General features: G+C 67.1%; 22 protein-coding genes. 11 read left to right on the top strand and 11 right to left on the bottom strand.

The window, feature by feature from the left end:
* Positions 1-880: 880 nt before the first annotated feature.
* Positions 881-2,239 carry an orc1/cdc6 family replication initiation protein gene (locus RYH80_RS17825; protein ID WP_370905433.1) on the bottom strand — a complete coding sequence of 453 codons (1,359 nt, stop codon included), beginning with the start codon at positions 2,237-2,239 and terminating at the stop codon, positions 881-883.
* 1,722 nt (positions 2,240-3,961) lie between these two features.
* On the opposite strand from RYH80_RS17825, the gene RYH80_RS17820 reads away from it, so the two are divergent.
* The 6 genes from RYH80_RS17820 to RYH80_RS17795 all read left to right on the top strand — a co-directional run bounded on the left by RYH80_RS17820 (position 3,962) and on the right by RYH80_RS17795 (position 8,617).
* Positions 3,962-4,819: a ParA family protein gene (locus tag RYH80_RS17820; RefSeq protein WP_370905432.1), complete on the top strand. Its 858-nt coding sequence runs from the start codon at positions 3,962-3,964 to the stop codon at positions 4,817-4,819.
* A complete protein-coding gene (locus tag RYH80_RS17815) occupies positions 4,819-5,463 on the top strand; it encodes a DUF7970 domain-containing protein (RefSeq protein WP_370905431.1) in 645 nt (214 codons plus the stop codon). The genes RYH80_RS17820 and RYH80_RS17815 overlap by 1 nt, the downstream gene beginning before the upstream one ends.
* A 466-nt stretch (positions 5,464-5,929) precedes the next feature.
* Positions 5,930-6,610 carry an energy-coupling factor ABC transporter permease gene (locus RYH80_RS17810; RefSeq protein WP_370905430.1) on the top strand — a complete coding sequence of 227 codons (681 nt, stop codon included), beginning with the start codon at positions 5,930-5,932 and terminating at the stop codon, positions 6,608-6,610.
* Entirely contained in the window at positions 6,610-6,933 is a 324-nt protein-coding gene (locus RYH80_RS17805; RefSeq protein WP_370905429.1) for a cobalamin transport operon protein, read from the top strand. The genes RYH80_RS17810 and RYH80_RS17805 overlap by 1 nt, the downstream gene beginning before the upstream one ends.
* A gap of 2 nt (positions 6,934-6,935) precedes the next feature.
* Positions 6,936-7,748: a cobalt ECF transporter T component CbiQ gene (gene cbiQ / locus RYH80_RS17800; RefSeq protein ID WP_370905428.1), complete on the top strand. Its 813-nt coding sequence runs from the start codon at positions 6,936-6,938 to the stop codon at positions 7,746-7,748.
* A 14-nt stretch (positions 7,749-7,762) separates the two neighbouring features.
* Positions 7,763-8,617 carry an energy-coupling factor ABC transporter ATP-binding protein gene (locus RYH80_RS17795; protein ID WP_370905448.1) on the top strand — a complete coding sequence of 285 codons (855 nt, stop codon included), beginning with the start codon at positions 7,763-7,765 and terminating at the stop codon, positions 8,615-8,617.
* Positions 8,618-8,997: 380 nt separating this feature from the next.
* On the opposite strand, the gene RYH80_RS17790 is transcribed toward RYH80_RS17795, so the two are convergent.
* The 4 genes from RYH80_RS17790 to RYH80_RS17775 all read right to left on the bottom strand — a co-directional run bounded on the left by RYH80_RS17790 (position 8,998) and on the right by RYH80_RS17775 (position 13,471).
* A complete protein-coding gene (locus RYH80_RS17790) occupies positions 8,998-11,670 on the bottom strand; it encodes an ATP-binding protein (RefSeq protein ID WP_370905427.1) in 2,673 nt (890 codons plus the stop codon).
* A gap of 209 nt (positions 11,671-11,879) precedes the next feature.
* Positions 11,880-12,260, bottom strand: a complete 381-nt coding sequence (locus RYH80_RS17785; RefSeq protein ID WP_370905426.1) for a hypothetical protein — start codon at positions 12,258-12,260, stop codon at positions 11,880-11,882.
* Positions 12,261-12,317: 57 nt separating this feature from the next.
* Positions 12,318-12,650: a hypothetical protein gene (locus RYH80_RS17780; RefSeq protein WP_370905425.1), complete on the bottom strand. Its 333-nt coding sequence runs from the start codon at positions 12,648-12,650 to the stop codon at positions 12,318-12,320.
* Positions 12,651-12,799: 149 nt separating this feature from the next.
* Positions 12,800-13,471, bottom strand: a complete 672-nt coding sequence (locus tag RYH80_RS17775; protein WP_370905424.1) for an SGNH/GDSL hydrolase family protein — start codon at positions 13,469-13,471, stop codon at positions 12,800-12,802.
* A 153-nt stretch (positions 13,472-13,624) separates the two neighbouring features.
* Between RYH80_RS17775 and RYH80_RS17770 the strand changes: the two genes are divergently transcribed.
* Positions 13,625-14,329, top strand: a complete 705-nt coding sequence (locus RYH80_RS17770; RefSeq protein ID WP_370905423.1) for a DUF6663 family protein — start codon at positions 13,625-13,627, stop codon at positions 14,327-14,329.
* 74 nt (positions 14,330-14,403) lie between these two features.
* Here RYH80_RS17770 and RYH80_RS17765 read toward each other — a convergent pair whose 3' ends face one another.
* Both RYH80_RS17765 and RYH80_RS17760 read right to left on the bottom strand, forming a co-directional pair.
* On the bottom strand, positions 14,404-14,874 hold the full coding sequence (locus tag RYH80_RS17765) for a hypothetical protein (RefSeq protein ID WP_370905422.1): 471 nt from the start codon (positions 14,872-14,874) through the stop codon (positions 14,404-14,406).
* An 88-nt stretch (positions 14,875-14,962) separates the two neighbouring features.
* Positions 14,963-15,322, bottom strand: a complete 360-nt coding sequence (locus tag RYH80_RS17760) for a DUF5658 family protein (RefSeq protein WP_370905421.1) — start codon at positions 15,320-15,322, stop codon at positions 14,963-14,965.
* A 109-nt stretch (positions 15,323-15,431) separates the two neighbouring features.
* Between RYH80_RS17760 and RYH80_RS17755 the strand changes: the two genes are divergently transcribed.
* Both RYH80_RS17755 and RYH80_RS17750 read left to right on the top strand, forming a co-directional pair.
* The gene (locus RYH80_RS17755; protein ID WP_370905420.1) at positions 15,432-16,661 is read left to right on the top strand and encodes a sensor histidine kinase; all 1,230 of its coding nucleotides are present in this window, start codon (positions 15,432-15,434) and stop codon (positions 16,659-16,661) included.
* Positions 16,662-16,766: 105 nt separating this feature from the next.
* On the top strand, positions 16,767-17,612 hold the full coding sequence (locus RYH80_RS17750) for a hypothetical protein (protein WP_370905419.1): 846 nt from the start codon (positions 16,767-16,769) through the stop codon (positions 17,610-17,612).
* Between the two features lie 119 nt (positions 17,613-17,731).
* Here RYH80_RS17750 and RYH80_RS17745 read toward each other — a convergent pair whose 3' ends face one another.
* Both RYH80_RS17745 and RYH80_RS17740 read right to left on the bottom strand, forming a co-directional pair.
* Complete coding sequence (locus RYH80_RS17745) at positions 17,732-18,136, bottom strand: DUF4864 domain-containing protein (protein WP_370905418.1); 405 nt, start codon at positions 18,134-18,136, stop codon at positions 17,732-17,734.
* A gap of 142 nt (positions 18,137-18,278) precedes the next feature.
* On the bottom strand, positions 18,279-19,454 hold the full coding sequence (locus RYH80_RS17740; RefSeq protein ID WP_370905417.1) for a hypothetical protein: 1,176 nt from the start codon (positions 19,452-19,454) through the stop codon (positions 18,279-18,281).
* Positions 19,455-19,549: 95 nt separating this feature from the next.
* Between RYH80_RS17740 and RYH80_RS17735 the strand changes: the two genes are divergently transcribed.
* Positions 19,550-19,726: a hypothetical protein gene (locus tag RYH80_RS17735; RefSeq protein ID WP_370905416.1), complete on the top strand. Its 177-nt coding sequence runs from the start codon at positions 19,550-19,552 to the stop codon at positions 19,724-19,726.
* A 109-nt stretch (positions 19,727-19,835) separates the two neighbouring features.
* Here the strand turns inward: RYH80_RS17735 and RYH80_RS17730 are convergent, their stop codons facing one another.
* Positions 19,836-20,243, bottom strand: a complete 408-nt coding sequence (locus RYH80_RS17730) for a hypothetical protein (RefSeq protein ID WP_370905415.1) — start codon at positions 20,241-20,243, stop codon at positions 19,836-19,838.
* A gap of 238 nt (positions 20,244-20,481) precedes the next feature.
* Here RYH80_RS17730 and RYH80_RS17725 point away from each other — a divergent pair, with 238 nt between their 5' ends.
* The gene (locus RYH80_RS17725) at positions 20,482-20,916 is read left to right on the top strand and encodes a hypothetical protein (RefSeq protein ID WP_370905414.1); all 435 of its coding nucleotides are present in this window, start codon (positions 20,482-20,484) and stop codon (positions 20,914-20,916) included.
* 39 nt (positions 20,917-20,955) lie between these two features.
* Here the strand turns inward: RYH80_RS17725 and RYH80_RS17720 are convergent, their stop codons facing one another.
* Entirely contained in the window at positions 20,956-21,330 is a 375-nt protein-coding gene (locus RYH80_RS17720; protein ID WP_370905413.1) for a hypothetical protein, read from the bottom strand.
* Positions 21,331-21,352: the final 22 nt, after the last annotated feature.

The raw sequence follows: 21,352 nt of genomic DNA, 5'->3' as shown, positions 1-21,352 counted from the left end.
GGCAAACTGGTACGCACGTCTCCCCAACTCGTGCCCGAGAGCCGACTGTGGCACCGCTCGGCACGACCCCCCGTTTGCGATGTGATTTCACTCGAGGGCGTCGGCCGTCTCGAGCGTACTACTCCACTCCCGCTCGGTGACCGACTCGGCACACCCCGTGTGCGAAGTGATTCGGCGTCTGTTCGGGATCACTGACGAGCCTCGGAGCTCGACCCCGAGGCGGTTGGTTACCCGTCCACCACACCCCGTCTGCGAAGTGACTGCACGACCCCCGAACGGGCCGGCGTCTCGGGACACCCCGTGTGCGAGGTGACCTCCCGGTCGGATGGTTGATCGTGTCGTCGGACACGACACCGTGTGATCGGACACACCCCGTGTGCGAGGTGACCTCCCGATCGGATGGTTGATCGTGTCGTCGGACACACCCCGTGTGCGAAGTGAATACGCCGACCGCCGAGGTGGCCGACGCGACCGTTCGGACCACACTCCCCGTCTGCGAGATGACTTCGTCTCGTCTCTCCGGACTCGTCGGGTCGGCGTTACTCCCGACGTACAGGTGCAACGGGACGAGTAGCTCGGATCCTTCGGAACTGACAGAGGTCCTGCGACGACGAGACGCCTCGCGTCTCGAACTGCCTCGATCGTCGGAGGAACCCCACGGAGTCTCACCAGACACCCCGTGTGCGAAGTGATCCAGAGAGCTGTCTCACCGTCGACGGAGGACCGCGACTCGTAGCTGCCACCCCGAGCGGTGCTCCCATCCGGGTCCGGCTGCTCGGAGCTGTTCGGAGAACTGGGTCGGTCGGAGCGTCAGGACCGTTCGGAGAACTGGGTCGGTCGGAGTGTCAGGACTGTTGGAAGAACTCGGCCACCCGTTCGATCAGGATTGTTCGAAGAACTGGGTCAGTTGCGCCTCGACGACCGACTCGACGAGTTCTGTCTGATCCTCTGCCGCGTCGAGGCGGACGTCCTGTCCCAGCGTCTCGGCGACGATCTCGGGCTCGTCGACGAAGGTGTACTCCTTGTGGACACCGTTGCCGTACCCCCGTCCCCGCTTCTCCGAAGTCACGAAGTTGTACGTCTCCGCCTCGTTCATGTACCGGAGGTACGAGTCGCGGGACTTCTCGTCGGCGTCCAACAAGTCCGTCAGGTACTGGTAGACGTTGTACGCGACCGTCGACGGAACCGCGTCGATCTGTCTGGAAGCGTACACCGGGACGATCGCCGTCGCGTACAGTGAGAGCTTCTTCTGTGTCGAGAGCCCCTGCATCTGCGTGAGCGTCCGGTCCCGCTCCGCCTCCTTCTGTGCGTCGCGGACGTGGTCTTCGCGGACGGTGTCGTCGTCGTGTCGGTCTGCCAGCTCCCCCGCCTTCCGAAACAGGTCGATCGCCTTCCGCGCGTCGCCGTGGTCCTGGGCCGCGTACGCCGCACTCAGTGGGATGATGTCGTCCTCCAACACGTCGTCCTGGTACGCGTCGCGGCGACGTTCGAGGATCGACCGGAGTTGGTCGGCGTCGTAGTCCGGGAACACCACGTCCTCCGGGTTGAACGAACTCTCCGCTCGACCGTCCAAGTTCTCCATGAACCGTGGATCGTTCGTCAGCGCCGCCACGGACACGTCTCCGTCGATCCGCCCCAGCTGCGACGCACGCGAGAGTTGGTACAGGAGTTTCGAGTACGCCGGCTCCGTACTCGGGTCCCGCTGTCGCCCGGCGAGGAGGTCGATCTCGTCCAAGATGATGATCACCGAGTCGAACTGCTCGCTCAAGACCTCGTAGAACCGGTTCAGCTTCCGATCCGTCGACACCCCGCTCTGGGGCACGCCGGTCTCGATCCCGGCCGACACGGCGGCGCTGTCGACGAGCCGGTACACGGCCCTGTCGTGGGACTTGATCGTCTGGCAGTTGATGTTGATGACCCCGAACCGGTCACCCTGCGACCGTGCGAGATCCTCGATCTGTTCACAGACTGCGTTGATGATCAACGACTTCCCCGTCCCCGATGGGCCGTACAACAGGAGGTTCGGCGGGTGGTTCCCCTGGAGTGTCGGCCGGAGGTACGTGATGATGTCGTCGAGTTGTTGATCGCGACCGACGATCCTGTCCTCGTCGATGACCGTGTCCGGGTCGAGGAGTCCCTTCTCCCTGAACACAGAGTTGCGCGATCCCGCCTGGAGCCGTCCCTTGATCGACTGCGACGCCGAGTCTTCCGTCTCCGACTCTCCGGGGCCCGACTCCATGTGCGGTCGGTGGGGGCCCCGGCACAAATAAGCTCGGGTACCGTCTGCGAGATCAAATCGGAGACCGCCTGCGATATCAAATAGGGCAATTACGGCGACGAGAGAGGCCCCGTTCGGTCGTGAGCGACGCCGTGTCCCACCGGAAGCGAAGTCATTCCCGTCGTGGTACCTGGGGGATATCGCTGCAATCACCACTACCACCACGACCACCAGTTGTCGAGGCAACCCCATGTCGGATTCTCGCAGTGTGGAAGTTTCCCTCGAAACCCTCACACCCCGTGTGCGAAGTGTAATCTACGGGCGTCGACGTGCGGTTCGCTGGGAGCGAGGGTCGAGACCCGTGGAGTCGGTCGATACTCCAGGCAGACGGCCGTATGTCGGACTGACTGGATGGACACCAGTGGCCAGAGTCGCAGCCAGTCTCGATCGCGAGTGAGCCCCAGACCGGTCGGTTCGCGGTCGAAGAGGTTACCGAGCCGGGTCGGTGTCGGGGTAGTCGAGACACACTCCGACACCCCCTCCCCGTGTGCGATATGAAATCCACAGACAGAGGGGCCCCTCGGGTTCGTCGGCGACACCCCCTCCCCGTGTGCGATATGAAATCGGTCGAGATGGGTACCCCGGGGAGAGGAGACACGGGACGACACTCCTCGCCGTGGAGAGAACGTAGTCGAGCGAGAGCCGCTTTGAACACAGAATTCGGCCTTCGGCCACCTAATTGTGCCAGAGGGGATCGGATCTTCCCTCGAGACGTGGCTTCGTTACTCCACCGACGGTACGTCGGTGTCGTTTAGTGATCACTACCCACTGCGGGTGTGGTAAGAGCACTCGCCAAATAAACTTTTCCAAATATAGACGCTTTCTGCGAAACGTGTCGAAGTAGTCTCGTTGCGGTCTCTACTCGGCGATATCGGCTACTTACGGCCTTGTCACCCGTGAATCTCTTCGAACCCCCTCCCCCCGTCTCGGCCGATTTCATATCGCAAACGGGGGGAGGGTGTCACCCAACCAGACCGAGTACCACCCAACCCGACCGAGTGTCACCTGGTCCAGCCGAACGTCACCCGTGTCTCGAACGCCAATCGTGCTCTCGGGACTGTGTTCTCTGTTCGATCGTGTGGACTTTCGGCAATCGGCAGCTCCGAGAGACCGGTTCCGAGTCTCCGTTCGATCGACTCTCGATCTTCTCCCCGTGTTTCCCACCACGGGTGGACAGTCGTGACGTGTTCGGCCGCACAGACGAGAACGACCGACGACGCCTTTGCAACAGATCGGTACGACGCCTTTGCAACTGATCGGTACAGGTCGATATCGGTGTGACTGCATCTACTACGTTCACCTGTGGGCTATAGTCGAGCGTTACAGGCGATCGCTATAGTTGAGAGTCTCTTCGAGAGGTCGTGTCTCCACGTGTTTACTGCTCGTCGATGGACTCCTCACGTCACTCTACACACGGTGCTTCGAGATACGTCTCAGAACTATGCTTTACAGTGTAGAGCAACGACTATAGCTCGTAGCTATACTACTCTCTCACGACGACGAGTTCTATCGCTCCACCGCACCGTCGGGGATACGCTCCCGACTATATTTCTCGACTACACATAACAACTACAGCTACCAACTATACCTAGCAACTACGCTCCTCGCCTATACACCACAGCTATACTCACGAGCTACAACGTCTGACTGAGATTTATACTTCATCGGGACAGAGTGTCGTGTATGCTCACGTACGCACCGGTGTCGGAGGCGGGCGGCGTCGGGAAGACGTCCACTGCGGCGACGCTCGCCGTGAGTCACGCCCGCGCGGGTCACGACGTGTTGGCCATCGACATGGACACGCAGAACGGGAGCCTGACGTACCTCTTCGGCCCGGACTACGACCGGAGCGATCCGGACGTCGACAACCTGGTCCGACACATGGTCGGGCGTCCGAGAGGTCCGTTCACGGAGTTGACACACCAGGTGGAGGCCGGCGTCGACCTGATCCCCTCACACAACATGCTGGAGGACCTCCACGAGTTCCTCCTCAACGAGAAGAACCAGGCCGAACGACTCGGCGAGTCGTACAGTATGTACCACCAACTCCGACGTGTCCTCACGGACGCGAACGTCCGCGACGAGTACGACGTGGTGATCGTCGACTCTGCGGGAAAGGCGGGCCCGATCCTCTACAACGCCCTCGTCGCGGTGCGGAACGTGGTGATCCCCTTCGAGGCGACCGCGAAGGGACAGGAGTCAATCGAGGGACTGGACGACCTCGTCGACGGACTGGAGGACAACATCGGCGTCGACGTGGGAGTACTCGCGGTGGTACCGATCGGGTACAAGGACACCCGCGATCAGCAGGCGGTGATGTCGGAGTTGGAGACGAGCGGGTTTTCCGTCCCCGTCGTGATCGGGGAGCGCGGGTCGCTGATGGAGGGGTGCTGGCGACGACAGTGTAGCCCGTACCGGTACGTCGAGGACCACCGAGACAGACAGCGTGACTACGAGATGGAGACGCTGGACCGGTTCGACTCACTCGCACGGCACCTCGAACGAGAAGTCGACCTCGATACTCCGGAGGTGGTGGCCTGATGGGACTGAAGTCGGGGTCTCGCGACTCGGGTCTCGAAGACGACGAGGAACCGGACGAGGGGACCGGGTCGGAGGCGGCGGGGGATGCGACCGACGGTGCAGAAGAGGCACGGGACGTGTCGGCGAGTGACGCCAACTCGCCCGAGTCGGTGCCGCCGACTGCGTCCACGACGGGGACTGGAACGACCTCGGAGAGGAAAGCCGCCTCGACCACGAGCGACTCCGAGCCGACGGAGTCGGTGGACGACACCGAACGGACTGGAGACACCCCCGAGTCACGTGGAAGACCGGACACCACGGAATCGCGGGGCGACCCGGGGACGGCGAACTCCGACGACGACCAGGGGACGACGAACTTCGACGACGACCCGACGACGACGGACACTGGATCGACGGAGCACCCCTCTCCGGAGTCGATTCCATACGTTCTCCGTCGAGGAACGGTCAACGAGGGTCGCGACCAGGTGCCGTTCTTCCTCCGCGCGTCCGTCGTGGACGGCGAGCGCGAACTCCGAGACGAACTCGAGAGCCGGCTCGGCGAGGATGTCTACAAGTCGGACTACAGGGAGGCGGCGATGGTCGTCGCACAGGAACACCCGGAACTCGTCGCCGAGGTGCTCCGTCGGTGGGGCTACGACCTCTGACACCACCTTTCGAGAGGTCACCGGCCACCGATCGATCTCTGTAGACGCAGTGACTAGCCTCTGGGTGTCACGGTCTCTGTTCGACGCACGCCGGTCGACCCCGACGGACACCTCCGAGACGAACACGACTGCGACCGACCGCACCGCCACCGACTGTACCGCCACCGACCGCACCGGGATGAATCCCCCGAACCGACCGCCCGCGGACCTCGCTCTTACCGAGAGTCGACGACGGGACTGGTGACGGCCGAGAGTACCGCACCACTGGCCCACGTCGGTCGATCCGAGAGACTCGAACGACCAGAGACTCGAACGACCAGAGACCCGAACGACCAGGGACCTGTACACCACCGGGTGCTGCAACCACCGCTCCCAGCGAACGGCGGCACGCCGCCCCGATGTTATTATCTAGACTGGAGACTTCCGCCATACTTAACATGTATTGGCCTCCAGTTGTTAACCAGACATGGCGCACATTCACCTCGGAGAGGGCTCGTTCCCACTGTGGGCACTGGTACTCTGGACACTCCTCGGCGTCGGACTGGTCAGTACCGTCGTCTACCGAGTCAGGAGAGGCGGTATCGAGACACACCAGATCGCACTCGCCGGCATCGGTGCGGCTGCGAGCTTCGCGATCTTCCAGTTGAACATCCCCGTCTGGGGCGGTATCCACATGAACCTCACCGGGCTCGTCGGGATTCTCGCTGGGCCCCTGCTGGGGGCACTCATCGCACTGGTCGTCAACGTCTTCTCGGCAGCGCTCGGTCACGGTGCAGTCGGTCTCCTCGGCGCGAACACGCTCGTCAACGCGAGCGAAGCTATCGTCGCCTACTACGCGTTCAAGACCCTGATGCGAGTGGACTGGGACGTCTTCCCCGCGGGCGCCAGTGCCGCGACACTCGGCCTCTCCGCAGGCGCGTTCCTGATGGGAGCGATCATCGTCGTCAGCGGTGTGAACGGGAGCGCGCTGCCACGCGGTGATCTGACGATCGCAGTCGTTGGACTCGTCGGGCTCAACCTCGGTGTCGCGGTCGTCGAAGGGGTCCTGACCGGATTCGTCGTCCAGTTCCTCGCCTCCGTCCGCCCCGACCTCGTCGGTCTGGCCGACCGTGACACTCGAGAAGAGTCGACCGGGGTGACGGCCTGATGCGGCGCTGGAGGCAGTACGGCGGACTGGCGACTCTCTTCGCGACTTTCCTCGCCGCCGGCTACTGGGGGTTCACCGCGACCGGCGGTGCACTCCCGTGGGCCAAACGCTCCGCGAAGACACTGCAGCGCGGCGTACAGGATGGTGGCGGCGCGCTCGTCGACTTCGGGCGCGGCGTCGTCGTCGCCGGCCCGATCCGGAAGGGCGGGACGGTGCTCGAATTCGGCGGGATCGTCCTGTTCATGGCCGTGATCGGCATCGGACTGTACGTCTACGTCGACCGCTACGGCGGCTTCGAGGACGGCGACCGCACGACACGGTGATCATGACGACACTCTCGAACCACGTTCCCGACCCACGACTCGTCACGGCGTTCGCCGAACACCGAGACGGACCGTTACACCGCGTCAACCCCTGGACGAAGGTCGGCGTCGTCGGTGCGCTGGTCCTCGCCGTCACGGTGTTCGACAGGTTCGCGCTCCTGGCTGGCCTGTACGGGACCGTCCTGGTCGTCTACGGACTCGCAGGCTTGCCCTTCCGACGGCTCGCTGGTTTGTACACGCTCCCGATGCTGTTCGTCGTCTCGGTCGCCGGGCCGCTGGCGTTCCTCGAACCGGGGACGCCGATCGGTGGTGCGGTCTCGACACCGCTCGGTGAACTCTCCGTCACGTGGGCAGGACTCGTGCTCTTCGGGGAGCTCGGCTGTCGATCGCTCACGGTCGTCACGTTCGGCCTGGCGGCGTCGATGACGACCGAGTACACGGACGTCGCGTACGTGCTCGGACGACTACTCCCACGGCCGATCGACCAGATCGCGCTGCTCACCTACCGGTTCACGTTCGTCATGATCGAGACGCTCGAGGACCTCGTGACAGCCGCGCGCTCCCGTGGCGCGAACCTCTCGGAGTTCTGGTCGAACAGACGGCTCTACGCGAGAATCCTCGGCACGACGATGTTGTCGGCGATCGAGCAGTCGGAACGACTCGTCACGTCGATGGAAGCCCGTGGCTACGACGGCGACATCACGCTGTACGGCGACGTCTCGCGGCCGCCGATCCACGAACTCCTCGTCGTGGCCGGTTCCTACGCCGCCGTCGTCGGCTACGCTGCGGTCGCAGTCTACGAGGTGGGACTGTGAGCGACGACTCGCCGCTGGTCGATCTCCGGTGCGAGGCTCACACGTACCCCGACGGGACGGTCGGCGTGCACGACGTGGACTTCTCGGTGTACCCCGACGAAGTCGTCGCTTTAGTCGGTGGCAACGGCGCCGGAAAGTCGACACTCCTCGAACACCTGAACGCGACGCTCGTTCCCGACGACGGCGAACTCGTCGTCGAGGGCACGCCGGTCACCGAGGGAGACGAGGCACACGCACGGAGAGCAGTCGGGTTCGTCTTCCAAGACGCCGACACACAACTCGTCGCCCCCACCGTTCTCGACGACGTGATGTTCGGCCTCCAGAACTACGGCGTCCCCGGTGACGAAGCGAGAGAACGCGCTCGGGAGGCACTCGCGACGGTCGACGCGAGTCACCTCGAAGACCGCATCCCGCACTACCTGAGTGGCGGCGAGAAGCGGCTCGTCGGCCTCGCGGGCGTGCTCGTCCTCGACCCGAGCGTGATCGTGTTGGACGAACCACTCGCGGGACTCGACCCCGAGCGCTCTCGACTGGTCGCCGACCGCATTCGGCAGATCCACGAGGACGGAATCGGCGTCGTCCTGTCGACACACGACCTCGAGTTCGCGGCCGACATCGCGGATCGCGTCTGTGTGATGGCGAACGGCAACGTCGTCGGGAGTGGAACTCCTCGGGAGGTGTTCTACGACGAGACACTGTTGGCGGACGCGAACCTCCACCCGCCGAGTGCCGTCCGTGTGGCCAGAGACGCCGGGTTGGAGACGACGGCACGACCGGTGACGGAGGCAGACCTCGTGTCACTCCTCGGAGGGGTCGACGACACAGCAACCGCACGGGTACCCTCTACGGACGGCGGCGAAGACACCTGAGACTCACTCTGGTCTCGTTCGCCTCCCGTCCGTGACTCGACCCGACACACGCACGTTCCGACTCTCCCGGAGCGTGGCTCACCCGACGAGGCTGTCGAGTGAGATACCGTGGTTCGGTATACCGATATACCGTTTAGGAACCTGGGGTAGTCACGGACAGTGTCGAACTCCCGGGCCGTCGTGGAACTGCTGGAAGCCGTCGCATTCCAGCCCGACCTCGTCGTGCGGCACGGACGACGAGGATCCAAACCGAACCACACGGTTTCGACCCTCTGAGCGCCGGCTGTCGTGGGTCGCTGCGGCCCGAGCGGGGTCGCGGAGACCCGTCGGGCCGCAGAACCCCGAGCTGTAAACCGTGTCTGACGATACAGATTCTGCGGTCACTCTCCTCGGATTTCGGGTCGTTCGACGAGGGGCAACTGAACGACGAACTGCGCGCCGTGGGGGTCGTTGTCTTCGACCCACACGTCGCCGCCGTAACTGTCGACGAGCCGGTCGACCAAGTAGAGCCCGACACCGGTGCCACCACTCTCGAGGCTACGCTCCCCCTCGCCGAAGATCGTCTCTTTCCGGTCGTCGGGGATACCTGGGCCGTCGTCGGCGACACGGACGACCGCGGCCCCGTCTTCGACCGTCGTGGAGACGGTGACGGTCGGGTCGTCGCCGTCGTGGTGTTGGACGGCGTTCGTCAGGAGGTTCCGGAACACCGACGAGAGCATCTCGTCGCCCGCGACGGTCACTGGTGTCTCGTGGTCGACGGTCACCGTCGCGTCCGCGTGTGTCCGACGAAGCTGGACGACCTCGGACTCCAAGGTGGTCTGGAGCGCGACCGGCTCCGGCTCGCGGTCGTGTCCCTGCATCACTTCGGCCAACTCGCGAGCAGTCCGCGTGAGTTCGACGGCAGAGTCGGCGCTCGACACGACGCGGTCCACGTACTCTTCACCCTCCTCGTCGACGTGTTCGCGAGCCAGTTCGGCGTACGCCGACACGAGCTGGAGGTCGTTGCGGATGTCGTGTCTGACGACTTGGTTCAACACCTCCAGATCGTCGCGTTGTGCGACGAGATCCGACTCGCGTGCGACGCGGTCCAACGCACTCTCCAGTGCCGCGGCGAGAATCTCGACGAGCGTCTCCTCCGTCTCGTCGAACGCCCGTGCTTCCGGCGACGAGACGATCAACACGCCGTGATCACCTACCGGCGTGACGACCGCGCTCCGTACTGGTGTCGCGTCCGCGAGTGCCGGCCGGTCGCGTGTGTCGGAGATCGTGATCTGCCGGTTCTCGTCCATCGCACGCCACGCCAACCGGTCGGTCGGCCTGTCGGTGTCGCGTCTGTACGTCGGCGGGCCGTCGAACCCCGAGTCGGAGCCACCAGCAGTCGCAGCGTCGGAACCACCAGTAGTCGCAGCGTCGGAACCACCAGCAGTCGCAGCGTCGGAGCCACTCGCGGTCTCGGTGTCCGAATCGGCTGCCCCGACGCTGTCCACGTACGCGATCGGTTCCAGCCGTCGACCACGACCGGGGTCTCCTCTCAGACGGTGGAACCCGACGAGGGGTGCCGAGAGCACGTCCCGAGCGGTCTCGACGGCGACCTCTGCGGTCGACTCGACGCCGTCGGTCTCCATCAACGCCCGGGTGCGCTCCTGCAGGACCTCCAGTGCCCGCTCGCGCTCGCGTCGCTCCGTCACGTCGCGGCCGTTGATCACGACACCGTCGACGGCGGGATCGTCGAGCCGGTTGACACCGCGGAACGCGAACCACCGCCAGGAGCCGTCCGTGGTCTGGAGCCGACAGTCGAGTTCCGCCCGACTGCCGGGTTCCGCGACGAGTTCCGCGAGTGCCTCGCGCGCCCTCTCTCGGTCCTCCGGATGGATCAGGTCCAGTCCCGTCTCGCCGACGAGCCGTTCGGGGTCGTACCCCAACAGTCGCTCGACGGAGCGGCTGGTGAACTGCACGTCGCCCTCGGCGTCTGTTACCGCCACTAGGTCGCGCGACTCGTCGATGAACGCCTGGAACCGACCCAACTCGCGCTCGAAGCGCCGCCTGTCGAGTGCGCTCTCTACGCTGGCGCCCAACACCTTCGCCAACACCACGTCCGCGCGACTGAAGGCGTCGACCCTCGTCGACGAGGCGAGGAACACCCCGTAGTCCCCCAGTGGGATCGCGAGTTCGCTCCGGACCGCCGTGTCGGGGTCGTACGGGTCGCCGTCGTCCCGAACGTCCGCGTGCACCTGCGGGTCTCCCGACCTGTAGGCGTCCCACGCGATTCCCTCCGAGAGGCGTCGCGGTGGGTCCAGTACCGCGTCGTGATCCTCGGAGGTCGCGACCGGGACGAGCGCCTCGCCGGTGTCGGCGACGAGGTAGACGGCATTGAGTGGGAGCCCCACCACGTCGCTCGCGGCGGCCGTCGCGGCCCGTGCGACGGCTCGCTCGGAGTCGGCGGCGAACAACTCCCGTGTCACACGGTGGAGCGACTCCAGTGCCCGCTCGCGAGCACGGTGGTCCGACAGATCGGTGTAACAGGCACAGCCACAGGCAGTCCAGTCGACGTAGTCTCCCCCGGCTCTCGTCTCGGTGTCGACGCCGTTCGCCTCCGTCTCGGCGGTGGCGCCGTCGTCTGTCACCGCGTCGACGGGGACGGGTCCCGCCTGGACACGGAAGTCGCGGACACCGTCCTCGGTCACCCGACGAACGTCCGTCCGCACACGCCGCCCGTCGAGGGCAGCTGTCTCGACGACACCAGCCCGGGTGGGGTCCGTGAGACCCGCCTCGGGGTCACCCCCGTCACCCCCCTCGGACGCACCCGCCTCATCACGTCCGGACCTACCACCCACCGACTCCGTGTCGGTTCCACCGTCGGTCCCGTGTCCGCGTGGGCAGAGAACACTCGCCACGGGCTCTCCCACGACAGCCCCCTCGTCGAAGCCGAACACACGTTCGAACGCGGTGTTGACTCCGACCACCCGGGCGACCCCGTCTCCCCCCGGCGCGAACACGACAGTGGGAACCGTCAGTGTCTCTACCGACGCCTCCCGCGTGACCGCTCCGCTCATCTCGGTGTGAACCCGTATCACACTACCGGGTTCAAACCACCGCAAATTTTCGATCTGATTCTCTCGCAGGCACGTACTAACGGCCGCCTACGAGTAGTTTGAGGGTTTCACACGAGTATCACGCCCGGCGCTCGGTGGGACGCACTCCTCGGGACGTAGTGGTTTCACCAGACCGTCGGCCGTGGAGACGGACTCGATTCTGTGCCGACTCAGACGGCGTCGGAGCCGCCGGCGAGCACGCGGTAGCTGTCGAGCGTCCCGGCCATGTCGGGGGCGTCCTCGTCGTCTTTGTACTGTGTTCCGTAGTCGACCCACCGACCACCGGTGTAGCTGAACATCTCGAATGCGACCTCCGTCTCGACCACGAGGTCGATCACGGCGTCGTCGGGAGCGTCGGCCGGGACCGACCGCGCACGTACGGCACTCTCGTGGTCCATCACCCACACCGCGACGGCGTCGCCACCGGTCGTCCGGAGTTCGCTCGGGTCGATCTCGACGCCCGAGGCGACCTCGGGGTCGAGTAGCGCAGTTGCCTCTGTCTCCGTCAGTGGCCGGTCCGGCCACCCGTCCGCCTCGGTCGGTTGCTCCATACGCGCCGGAGGGACGCCAGCAGCATGTGGGTTTCGTGGGCCCACGGACGCCACCGGTCAGATCACGCGCGAGTAGCCGTCCAACACTCGGTAGTTCGAGAGTCTGTCGGCGGTCGCGATGGTGTCGACGGACCCGGTGTCGAACGGCCCGAAGTCGACCCAGCGGCCGGCAGTGTAGCTGTACACCTGGAAGGACCCGTCGCGTTCCAGTACCACGTCGACGACGGCACCGACCGGCGTGTCGTCGGGGACGAGTCTCGTCCGGACACTCTCGGCGTGGTCCAACACCCACACGGCGACGGCGTCGTCGTCGCGCTCGTACACCGACCGGGCCTCGGCCGGCGTCAGTGGCCGGTCGGGCCAGTCGCGTGCGGGCTCGTGCTGCAACACGTCTCTCCTCTGTCGACCGGTCGCCTAATTACGTTTCTATCCCTCACGAGGAGTGTACCGAACGGAGCCGTGGTGGCCCGGACGACACGAACCTCTCCTCACGACTCCGTCGACTCGTCCGTGTCGAGCCAGGTGTCGCTCGTGTCGGGTCACGAGTCGGCACTCTCGACCCACGACGCGACTCGCTCCGCGAGGAACGCGTGTCCCGTCTCGTCCGGGTGGACGCCGTCCGCAGTCCGGTCGCGCCAGTCGTCGACCGGTCGTGCGACCGGGACGTGGTCGTCGACGGTCTCCGCCAGCGTCTCGTCGTACTGCAGCGACCGGTCGGGTTGCGCGTCCGCGAACGGGACCGTTCCCGGTTCGTCGAGCTGGAGAAGCGGGACGAGTCCGACGAACGCCCGCGTGTGCACCGCCGGGTGTGTCGACAGCGTCCGGTCGACCTCCACGGCGGCGTCGCGGAACGTCGCCTCGGCCACCCGCGGCTCGCCGCCGCTCAGTTGGGCGTCGTTGTGGCCCGCGTGGACGAGGACGACGACGGACCCCTCGCTCGTCTCGGGTCGCTCTCCCGGGGCGACGGCGTCGAGCCACTCGGCGAGAGACGCCGCGACCACCGGGAGTGTCGTGCCCATCCCACCGCGGGTCCGGACAGTCGCGTCCGCGAGGGACGGGACGAGGTCCGGGAGTCGACCCGGCCACGCGTCGGCGTCGGTCCGGTCGCCGGCCGGGACGCTGTCGCCGACGACCAAGACGGTCCGTACGTCTGCCCCAGTGTCCGTCTCGTCGGCGTCGGTCCCCTCGACTGTGTCGGTCGTGTCGGTCACGTCCACGTTCGGGGCTCGGATCACTCGACACTGACGCCTCGCCGTCCGCCGGCGGCGAGCAATCGCCGAGGAACCGCCGACTGGTGACGAGACCGCCGGAGTGCCGGCGAACCGGACCGGACCCCGAACCCCCAAGCGGCTCGACCGCCTACGGTGACCGTGTCGAACCAGCCGTCGACAGACCTGCCCGTCGAACGGCGCGGCGAGTTCCGCGTCTACCGCGTCGTCGAGTCCGTCCCGCACCTCAACCTCCAGCGTGTCGACGAGCCACGACTGTACACCGTCTACCGGTCGGGCTACGACGAGGCGACACAGGAGGCGGTCGACGACCTCCGGACGGGTGACCGGGTGTCCGCGACGCTCGTGGGCGACCCGGACGCCGACGAGGAGCCGTGGCGAGTGGAACGTGTCGACCGCGATGACGGCGTCGCGACGGCGTTCGCGGTCGACGTGGACCCACCCGGTACGGCCGTCGACGCGTGGGCAGCGGCGGACGCCGAGAGTGCCGGCGACCCCGAACCGAGCTGTCGGACGATCCTCGACGACGGTGAGCCCGTCGGTGCGTGTTGTGTCCAGCCGCGCGATCCACTGCCCAACGGCGCGTTCGTCCCGACCGTCCTCGCGGGCCTGCTCCCGTTGGAGTCGCAGTTCGCCGCCGTCCCGGGCGTCGGAGACCCGGCGGCCGAGGCGCTGTTCCTCGACCCGGACCCGCCGGACGCGACGACCTACGAGTCCCCGTACGGAGTCGTCCTCCTGTTCACAGCGGCCGGCGCTGCGACGGCAGACCGGTTCCGAGAGGCCTACGACCTCCCGCGCGACACCGACACCCGCCCGGACTTCGATCCGTACGGAGTGTGAGTCCCCCCAATCTGCAGACTCCACCCCAAACTGCCGGAGGCAGTAGTGCCCTCCCGACCTGGTCGCCGATCAGATCAGAACAGCGACGACCCGACGGCGACGATGGGGACCGCGACGAGCACGTACACGGCCGCCGAGATGGCCCACCCGCGAGCGACGGCGGTGCGGCGGTTCGCGGAGAGACCGTCCGGTCGGGGCAACACCACGACGACGAAGAAGCCGACCATCAGCAGGAACAACACCGCTCCCGCGGCGACGACGCCGAGTGTACCCGGACCGAGCACGAACTCCGCGACGTACAGGAGGTAGACGAACAGCGGTCCGGTGAGGAGCCCGGCGAGGTAGTGGACGACCGAAGCGAGCCGTTCCGGTGCGCGATCCGGGTGGCTCAGCGTCAACACACCCGCCGCGACGGTCGGCGGCGTCTCACCCTCGCCGACGCGGGCCATCACCTGGTCCATCACCAGCGTCGCCACCACGCCGGCCACGAGTCCGATCGGGAACCGCACGACCGGCGAGACGACGGCGTCCGATTGGAGCAACATACGACGCGCTAACGTGGGAGCCGGTAAATCCGGTTCGATGGCGTTCCGGGACCGCGTCGTGCCGGAACCCCTCCGCGTCCGGGCCGCGCTACCGCAGGAACAGCCGGAGGTTGAACGCCGTCACGAACGCGCCGAACAGCGACAGCGTCACCGGCGGGAGGTAGTAGAGGAACCGGTCGCCGACGCGGTCGCCGTACACCGACACACCGATCGCGACGAAGAACACGAGCAGTTTCACCGCCACCAGCCCCCAGAGTCCGGCGGACTCGACCACGGACCGCAACAGGAGGTTCCCCTCCCGCACCCACGGGACGAACGAGACGAGTGCGAGCGTCGTCACCACGTCGCCGACGCCGTACGTCGTCGTCGCGACGACCCACAGCCGCGTGAACTGTGCCGGCTCGTGGTCGACGAGCCACTCGCGGTCCCAGAACCCCGACGGAGACATCTGCTCGCACCTCGCCGTGCGGGGTTGATACACCTTTCTCCCCGCGCTGCGAGCCGGCCACGACGGGGATTCAATCCGCCGGACGCCGAAGACGGCACCGAGAAGGCACGTGGACGAACACGACTACTTCCGCGACCTGTACGAACTCGTCGTCGACAGGTCACTCGACACCGACGAGACGATCGGACGGGTGTTGGCCGTCGGTTGCGAGCGCCTGGGTGCGGCCGACGGGTTCGTCACGTACACTGCCGACGGCGACTACGAGGTGCTGGCGTCGACGGTCGACGGCGGCGCGTTCGCTCCCGGGTCGGTGTCGGACCTCTCCGCGACGTGGTGTCGCCACGTCGTGGCCGACCGCTCGCCGCTCGCGGTCGCCGACGCGACGGAGACGGCGGCCGCAGACGATCCGGCGGTGACGGAGAGCGACCTCCGGTGTTACATCGGCGCACCGCTGGTCGTCGACGGGGAGACGTACGGGACGCTCTGTTTCGCGAGCGAGTCACCCCGTGCGGAGCCGTTCTCCGAGTCCGAGCGCCGGTTCGTCTCGCTGCTGGCGGCGTACGTCGGCGGCGAGATCGAACGCGACCGCCACCACCGCGAACTCCGCGCCGAGAACGAACGGCTCGACGAGTTCGCGGGCGTGGTCGCTCACGACCTCCGGAACCCACTCAGCGTCGCCCGCGGCTACACGGACTCGCTGTTGGCGCGCGCCGACGGGGAGGAGGCGGAACACCTCCGGACGGTCGACGAGTCACTCACACGGATGGCCGAGATGATCGACGACCTGCTCACACTGGCTCGCGAGGGGACGGACGTGGGCGAACGGGAGGTCGTCGCGCTCCGCGCCGTCACCCGCGACGCGTGGGACGGCGTCGCGACGGACGGGGATGAGGACGAAGACGGCGACGAGGACCACCGCTCCCCGACGCTCGTCGTCGACACCGAGGCGGTGATCTACGCGGACCGCTCGCGACTCCGGCAGCTGTTCGAGAACCTGTTCCGGAACAGCCTCGAACACGGTCCCGGCGACGTGACCGTGACCGTCGCGGACGCACCCGACGGCGACGGGTTCACGGTCGCAGACGACGCGGGTGGACTCCCAGCGGACGTGGCCGCGGACCCGTTCGGCGAAGCCGAGGGGTTCGGACTTGTGATCGTCGAACGGATCGTCGCGGGCCACGACTGGACGGTCTCGGTCGACTCGGACGACACCGGCACGACGTTCACCGTCGGCAACGTCGTCCACGCACCGGAGTCGGCCGGCGGCGTCGCCGGGACCGAGGGACGCGCGCCGTTCGAGGACTCGTCGGCCACGGACGAGTCGGCGCGAACCGACTGAGCGGAGCCAGCGTCACGCTCGCGAACGGCCACTCCCCGTCTCCACCGTCCGAGGGAGACGATCCGGCCCGAAACTACATACCTCTCCGTAGCGAACCCGAGAACGGTGAGAACGGCCGTTTCGAACGCTCTCCGCCGGGCCACACACGTCCTCGGGGCACGCAGCGGTGACGACTTCGAGCGGGTGTCGGCCGAACGAGTCGTCCGTCACTGGTTGACGCGCGAACTCGACGCGGCCGCGGACGACGAGCACGGAGGGCGGTCGACGGTGGACGACGAGCACGGAGTTCCGACACCGACGGGAACGGAACCACCACCGTCCACGGGGCTGGCGGACCGGCAACTCGGAGGACGGTCCACGGCGGACACGAGGGACCCCGACTCGCCTCGTGGCACCCCGAGTGGCGTCGGCGAGGACGGACAGACGAGGTACGCGGCGCTGGTGGACGCGTTGCTGTCGGTCAAACCGGGCGCGGCGACGTTCCTCGGACGACACCCGCCGTCGGCGTGGTACCGAACGACACTCTCCCCCGAGCGACTGTCGCGTCTCCACCCGGTCGCCGGACCGCCAGACCTCTCGTGGCGTGCGGTCGCGACGGACGGGACCCTGGCGAGCGTCGCCCGACGACGCCACCACGAGGGACCGGCACCGCTGCGACGCGCCGGGGTCGACGTCGAGGCCGTCGACCACTACACCGAGCGACTCGCCGCGGGCGACACACTCGACGCCGTGGTGATCCGGACCGACAGGGGAGCGACACCGTGGCTCGTCGCCGACGGCAACCACCGCGTCGTGGCTGCCGCTCGGCACCGACTGGCGAGCGGCGAGTACGAGCCACTCCCCGCATTCGTCGGTGTCTCGTCGAATTCCGTCCTCGAGCCACTCCTGGCCCGTCTGCGTGGCCTCCGTCGCCGACTCCGGGGACGACGCGTCGCGGAGCCGCGACGGTGATCGGTGGCCGGCACGACCCGGCGAACCGTGGCCGACACTCGCCGAAACCCTGCCGGTGATCCGGTGCTCCAGGTCGTTCCCACGCCGACGAGGCACGGCCGACGGTCCCAGACGACGCGTCAGTCGACGACGACGCGATCCGTCGTCCAACAGTCACGGAACTGGCCGGTCGACTGCAGTGAGAGGCCGAACAGGTACGTCACCGTCCGCCCGCGTGGGCCGGTGACCGTGACGCGCTGGCGAGCGACGTTGGCCGACCGCTCGACCGGCCCGGCGACCGCCTCCTCGTGGTCGATCATCGGCCGGTACTGGGGGCCGTGGACCATCTCGACGAACCGCTCACGGGGCCCGGTCACGCGCCGGTTGGCCGGGGAGGCGAAGTTGTAGGCGGTCGACACGCCGGCGTCCTCGAACGGGTCGTCGTTGTCTGCCAGCGCATCCAGTTGCCGAGCGACGGTCTCGCCGGGTCCCAGTTCCGGGTCGGGCGTCGGGAGGTCGTCGACCGGGTGGTCGGAGTCGGTCATCACCAGTGTCAGGGGCTCGACCGACTTCGGTACTTCGGCCACAGAACGGGCGAGAGTGGGATCCTGGGGGAACACCACCGACGAAGTCGAGGATCTGCTCCGTGACGGCAGGCCGCACCTCGATCGCGCGACCGCAGTCCGACTACGCCGTCCCGCCGACCGCGACTCCCTGCTCGAAGGGGATCCGGTCGAGGTAGACGTTGAACCGCGTGCTACCCTGCCAGGCACCGCTCACGTCGCTCGCTGCCGGCGGCTCGGTCGTCACCCGTCCCTGTTCGGTGCCGGCCTTCGAGACGTACAGCGAGTCGCCGACGCCGAACGTCCCCTGGTAGACCGACCGGTAGTACCCCGTGTCGTCGTACGTGTCGAGGTTCAGCTCGCCGCCGATCTCGGCGCCGTCCGCGAGTGTGATCTCCACGGCGGTCCTGTCGTTCACGAACTGCGAGGTGAACTGCGGGGCGCTGTCGCGTGCGGTGGCGAGCCAGTCCGGTTCCGACACCGTCGTCTCGCCGACGGCGGTGGTCTGGACGCCGAACTCCAGCGTCTCGGACTCGCCCGTCTCCGCCTCGTCGGCGGTCACGGTCGCGCTCAGCCGCCGGACGAACCCCGCCTCGGCGATCAGCCCGCGGCCGACGAAGCCGGTCACCTCGTACGGCTTCCGGAAGTAGCGGTCGATCGAACCCGCCGCCTCGAAGGCACTCTGCTCGGCGACACCCTCGCCGACGACCTCGAGGAGTCGACGTCCGTTCCGCTCGACGACACCCTCGACGGACCAGTTCCCCCCGGCGGCCAGCGCCGTGACAGTCTCCTCACCGACGGCACGCTCGCGACTGAACTCCGAGGGGATGTCCGTCTTGAAGTCGTACACACGTCCGCTCCCGACCAGCGCACGCAGGTAGTAGTTCCCGCCTTGGACGAACACGGTGCCGCCGAACCGGCCTGGCTGGATCGACATCCGGTCGGGCGTCACGCGGGCCGTGAACGACTCGAACGCCTGTTGTCTGTCCACCGTGAACGACTCGAACGCGAGTTTCGAGCCGTGCGCCCGGCCGAGCGCCTCGTCGAGCCCGTCTTCGCTCGTCCCCGGCGGGTACTCGAACGACTCCGGTGTCCCCTGGTCCGTCTCGGTGTCGGTCTCGGTCTCTGCGTCTGTCGCCGTCTCCGTCGGCGAGTCGGTCGGCGAGGCCGTCGCCGAGGCGGTCGCAGTCGCCGTGGCGCTCCGCGTCGGCGTCCCCGTCGCCGTCTGTCCGCCGGTCAGTCGGAGACACCCACCGGTGAGCCCCGTCCCGACCACTGCCAGCAGTCTCCGTCGATTCACGTCTCTGCGGTCGGCCCGGGGTCACTTGTATGGTCGGCCCCACCGATCAGAATCGAAAAAGACACCGAGTCGGCCGCCGTAGTGTAACTCGGACGATGGGCTTCCTCAAGCACTCGGTGAACGGACTGGTATCGCTCCTGATCAGCGTCGCCGTCACGGTGAAGTTGGCCGGCGACGACGACGGCCCGTGGGATCTCTCGGAGGTCGCACTCGCCGTGGCAATCTCGGCGTTCCTCTCCGGCTTCTTCACCAGCGTCTTCGCGAAGGACTGAGCGAGTCGCCGGTGCCGGGGACCCCCTTCGTCACACTCGGCACCGCCGACCGGTGGTGAGGCGGTCTCGGACAGTCGTCGCACGGTGCTCTCGCAGCAGCTCCGGACGGTCAGGGGAGTTCGAGTGTCCCCTCGTAGACGTGCGTCTCGCCACGACTCTCCACGTACCGGTACTCGCCCGGCGGTCGCACACCCCACGCGACCAGACGCTCGTCGATCGCGTCGACGATGGTGGTCACGTACGAGCCACGCCCACGCAGGGTCGCCGGTGTCTGTGTGTGTTCGGTGAGGAACCGACACCGAGCGGTCGCTGCCGCCGACGCAGGTTCGTCCGTCTCCGACGCGGGCTCGCGGCTTCCCGACGACACCGCCTCGCTCGCCCGTCCACGTTCGCCGGGGACGATCCGCACCCGCAGGTCGCTCCGGAGCCGCTCGCGCACCGGCGGCGGGTCTCCCTCCAGAATCCCACGCCCGAACGCGTCGAGTGCGGCCACTGCCTCGTCTGGCACGTGGTTCACGACTCACTCGACGACTGCGAGGGGTAAGTCACTCTCGGCGAGCCGCCACGCCCACCGCCACCGCCGATCCGACCCCAGTGCCGTGCGAGAACCCACGTGTGGGGCGCGCCTCGGCACCCAGTCCGAGCACTCGTGTGAGCGGCGCTCGGACACTGCGTCTGTGTAGTTCGTAGGTGTCCACTGTGGTGTCTCGGTAGTTAGCAACCGGTTGGACGTGGGTGGGCCACCGAGTAGTGTTGTGAGCAGCAGATCGCAGTACACCGCACGCACCGAGATCGAGACCGACGACGACACGGACGACACAGCCGAGATCGGCTACGACACGGACTCGGACGTGCTCTACGTCGACCTCTCGGGTCGACTCGACCGCGACACGGTCCGGCGAGCAGCCGACGAGGCGATCGCCGCCGCGGACCGTCTCGGCGAGACGTTCGACGCGATCACCGACCTCCGTGAGTTCGCCCCGCCCGCACCGGAGGCGGCCGAACCCATCGGCGAGGCACAGGCGGAACTGGTCGAGATGGGTCTCGACGAGGTCGTCCGCGTCACGGACGAGGACACCAGCGCGGTTGTCGTCAACGCCTTCGAGCGACGCTCGCGGAAGGCCGGCTACTCCGGCGACACGGCACCGGACCTCCAGACCGCAGAGCGACGATTGGGTGTCTCGAACTGAGTCGTGCCGAGCGGAGACGAGCGCCGCCTGCCGCGCCGGTCACCCGAACAGTCTGGCGAGTCTGTCGAGGAGCCCGGAGTCGCCGGACTCCGACTCGCCGTCCAGCAGCTCCGTCGCGAGCGCCTCGACTTCCGCGTCACCCAGCGTGTCGTCTTCGCGAGCCTCGGCGAGCCAGTCGCGCCACCCGGTCTCGTCGAGTCGACCGCTCTCTCCAGGCTCCCACTGGTCGGACAGCGCCTCACGGTCGGCGAAGGGGACGTCCATGTCGCCACCGCCCCAGTACAACGGCGACAGCAGGAAGGCGGGCTCGCCGTCCCCCTCGACCGGGACGAACCGGTAGGGGTAGCCGTTGTAGAGGAACACCTCGTCGACCCCGACGACGCTGCCGTCCGGCAGTTCCAGTGTCTCGGCCATTACCGACGAGTAGGGCCCCGAC

Source organism: Halobaculum sp. MBLA0147 (assembly GCF_041361345.1).
Taxonomy (GTDB): Archaea; Halobacteriota; Halobacteria; order Halobacteriales; family Haloferacaceae; genus JAHENP01.
The sequence above is the reverse complement of the archived record's forward strand: the minus strand, read 5'-3'. Positions and strand labels throughout refer to the sequence as shown.

Excerpts from the sequence above, each read along its gene's own strand:
- RYH80_RS17785 (WP_370905426.1), bottom strand. The coding sequence starts at position 12,260 with ATGGAGCAACCGACCGAGGCGGACGGGTGGCCGGACCGGCCACTGACG.
- cbiQ (WP_370905428.1), top strand. The coding sequence starts at position 6,936 with ATGACGACACTCTCGAACCACGTTCCCGACCCACGACTCGTCACGGCG.
- RYH80_RS17720 (WP_370905413.1), bottom strand. The coding sequence starts at position 21,330 with ATGGCCGAGACACTGGAACTGCCGGACGGCAGCGTCGTCGGGGTCGAC.
- RYH80_RS17745 (WP_370905418.1), bottom strand. The coding sequence starts at position 18,136 with ATGACCGACTCCGACCACCCGGTCGACGACCTCCCGACGCCCGACCCG.
- RYH80_RS17805 (WP_370905429.1), top strand. The coding sequence starts at position 6,610 with ATGCGGCGCTGGAGGCAGTACGGCGGACTGGCGACTCTCTTCGCGACT.
- RYH80_RS17760 (WP_370905421.1), bottom strand. The coding sequence starts at position 15,322 with ATGTCTCCGTCGGGGTTCTGGGACCGCGAGTGGCTCGTCGACCACGAG.
- RYH80_RS17735 (WP_370905416.1), top strand. The coding sequence starts at position 19,550 with ATGGGCTTCCTCAAGCACTCGGTGAACGGACTGGTATCGCTCCTGATC.
- RYH80_RS17765 (WP_370905422.1), bottom strand. The coding sequence starts at position 14,874 with ATGTTGCTCCAATCGGACGCCGTCGTCTCGCCGGTCGTGCGGTTCCCG.
- RYH80_RS17810 (WP_370905430.1), top strand. The coding sequence starts at position 5,930 with ATGGCGCACATTCACCTCGGAGAGGGCTCGTTCCCACTGTGGGCACTG.
- RYH80_RS17825 (WP_370905433.1), bottom strand. The coding sequence starts at position 2,239 with ATGGAGTCGGGCCCCGGAGAGTCGGAGACGGAAGACTCGGCGTCGCAG.
- RYH80_RS17815 (WP_370905431.1), top strand. The coding sequence starts at position 4,819 with ATGGGACTGAAGTCGGGGTCTCGCGACTCGGGTCTCGAAGACGACGAG.
- RYH80_RS17790 (WP_370905427.1), bottom strand. The coding sequence starts at position 11,670 with ATGAGCGGAGCGGTCACGCGGGAGGCGTCGGTAGAGACACTGACGGTT.
- RYH80_RS17820 (WP_370905432.1), top strand. The coding sequence starts at position 3,962 with ATGCTCACGTACGCACCGGTGTCGGAGGCGGGCGGCGTCGGGAAGACG.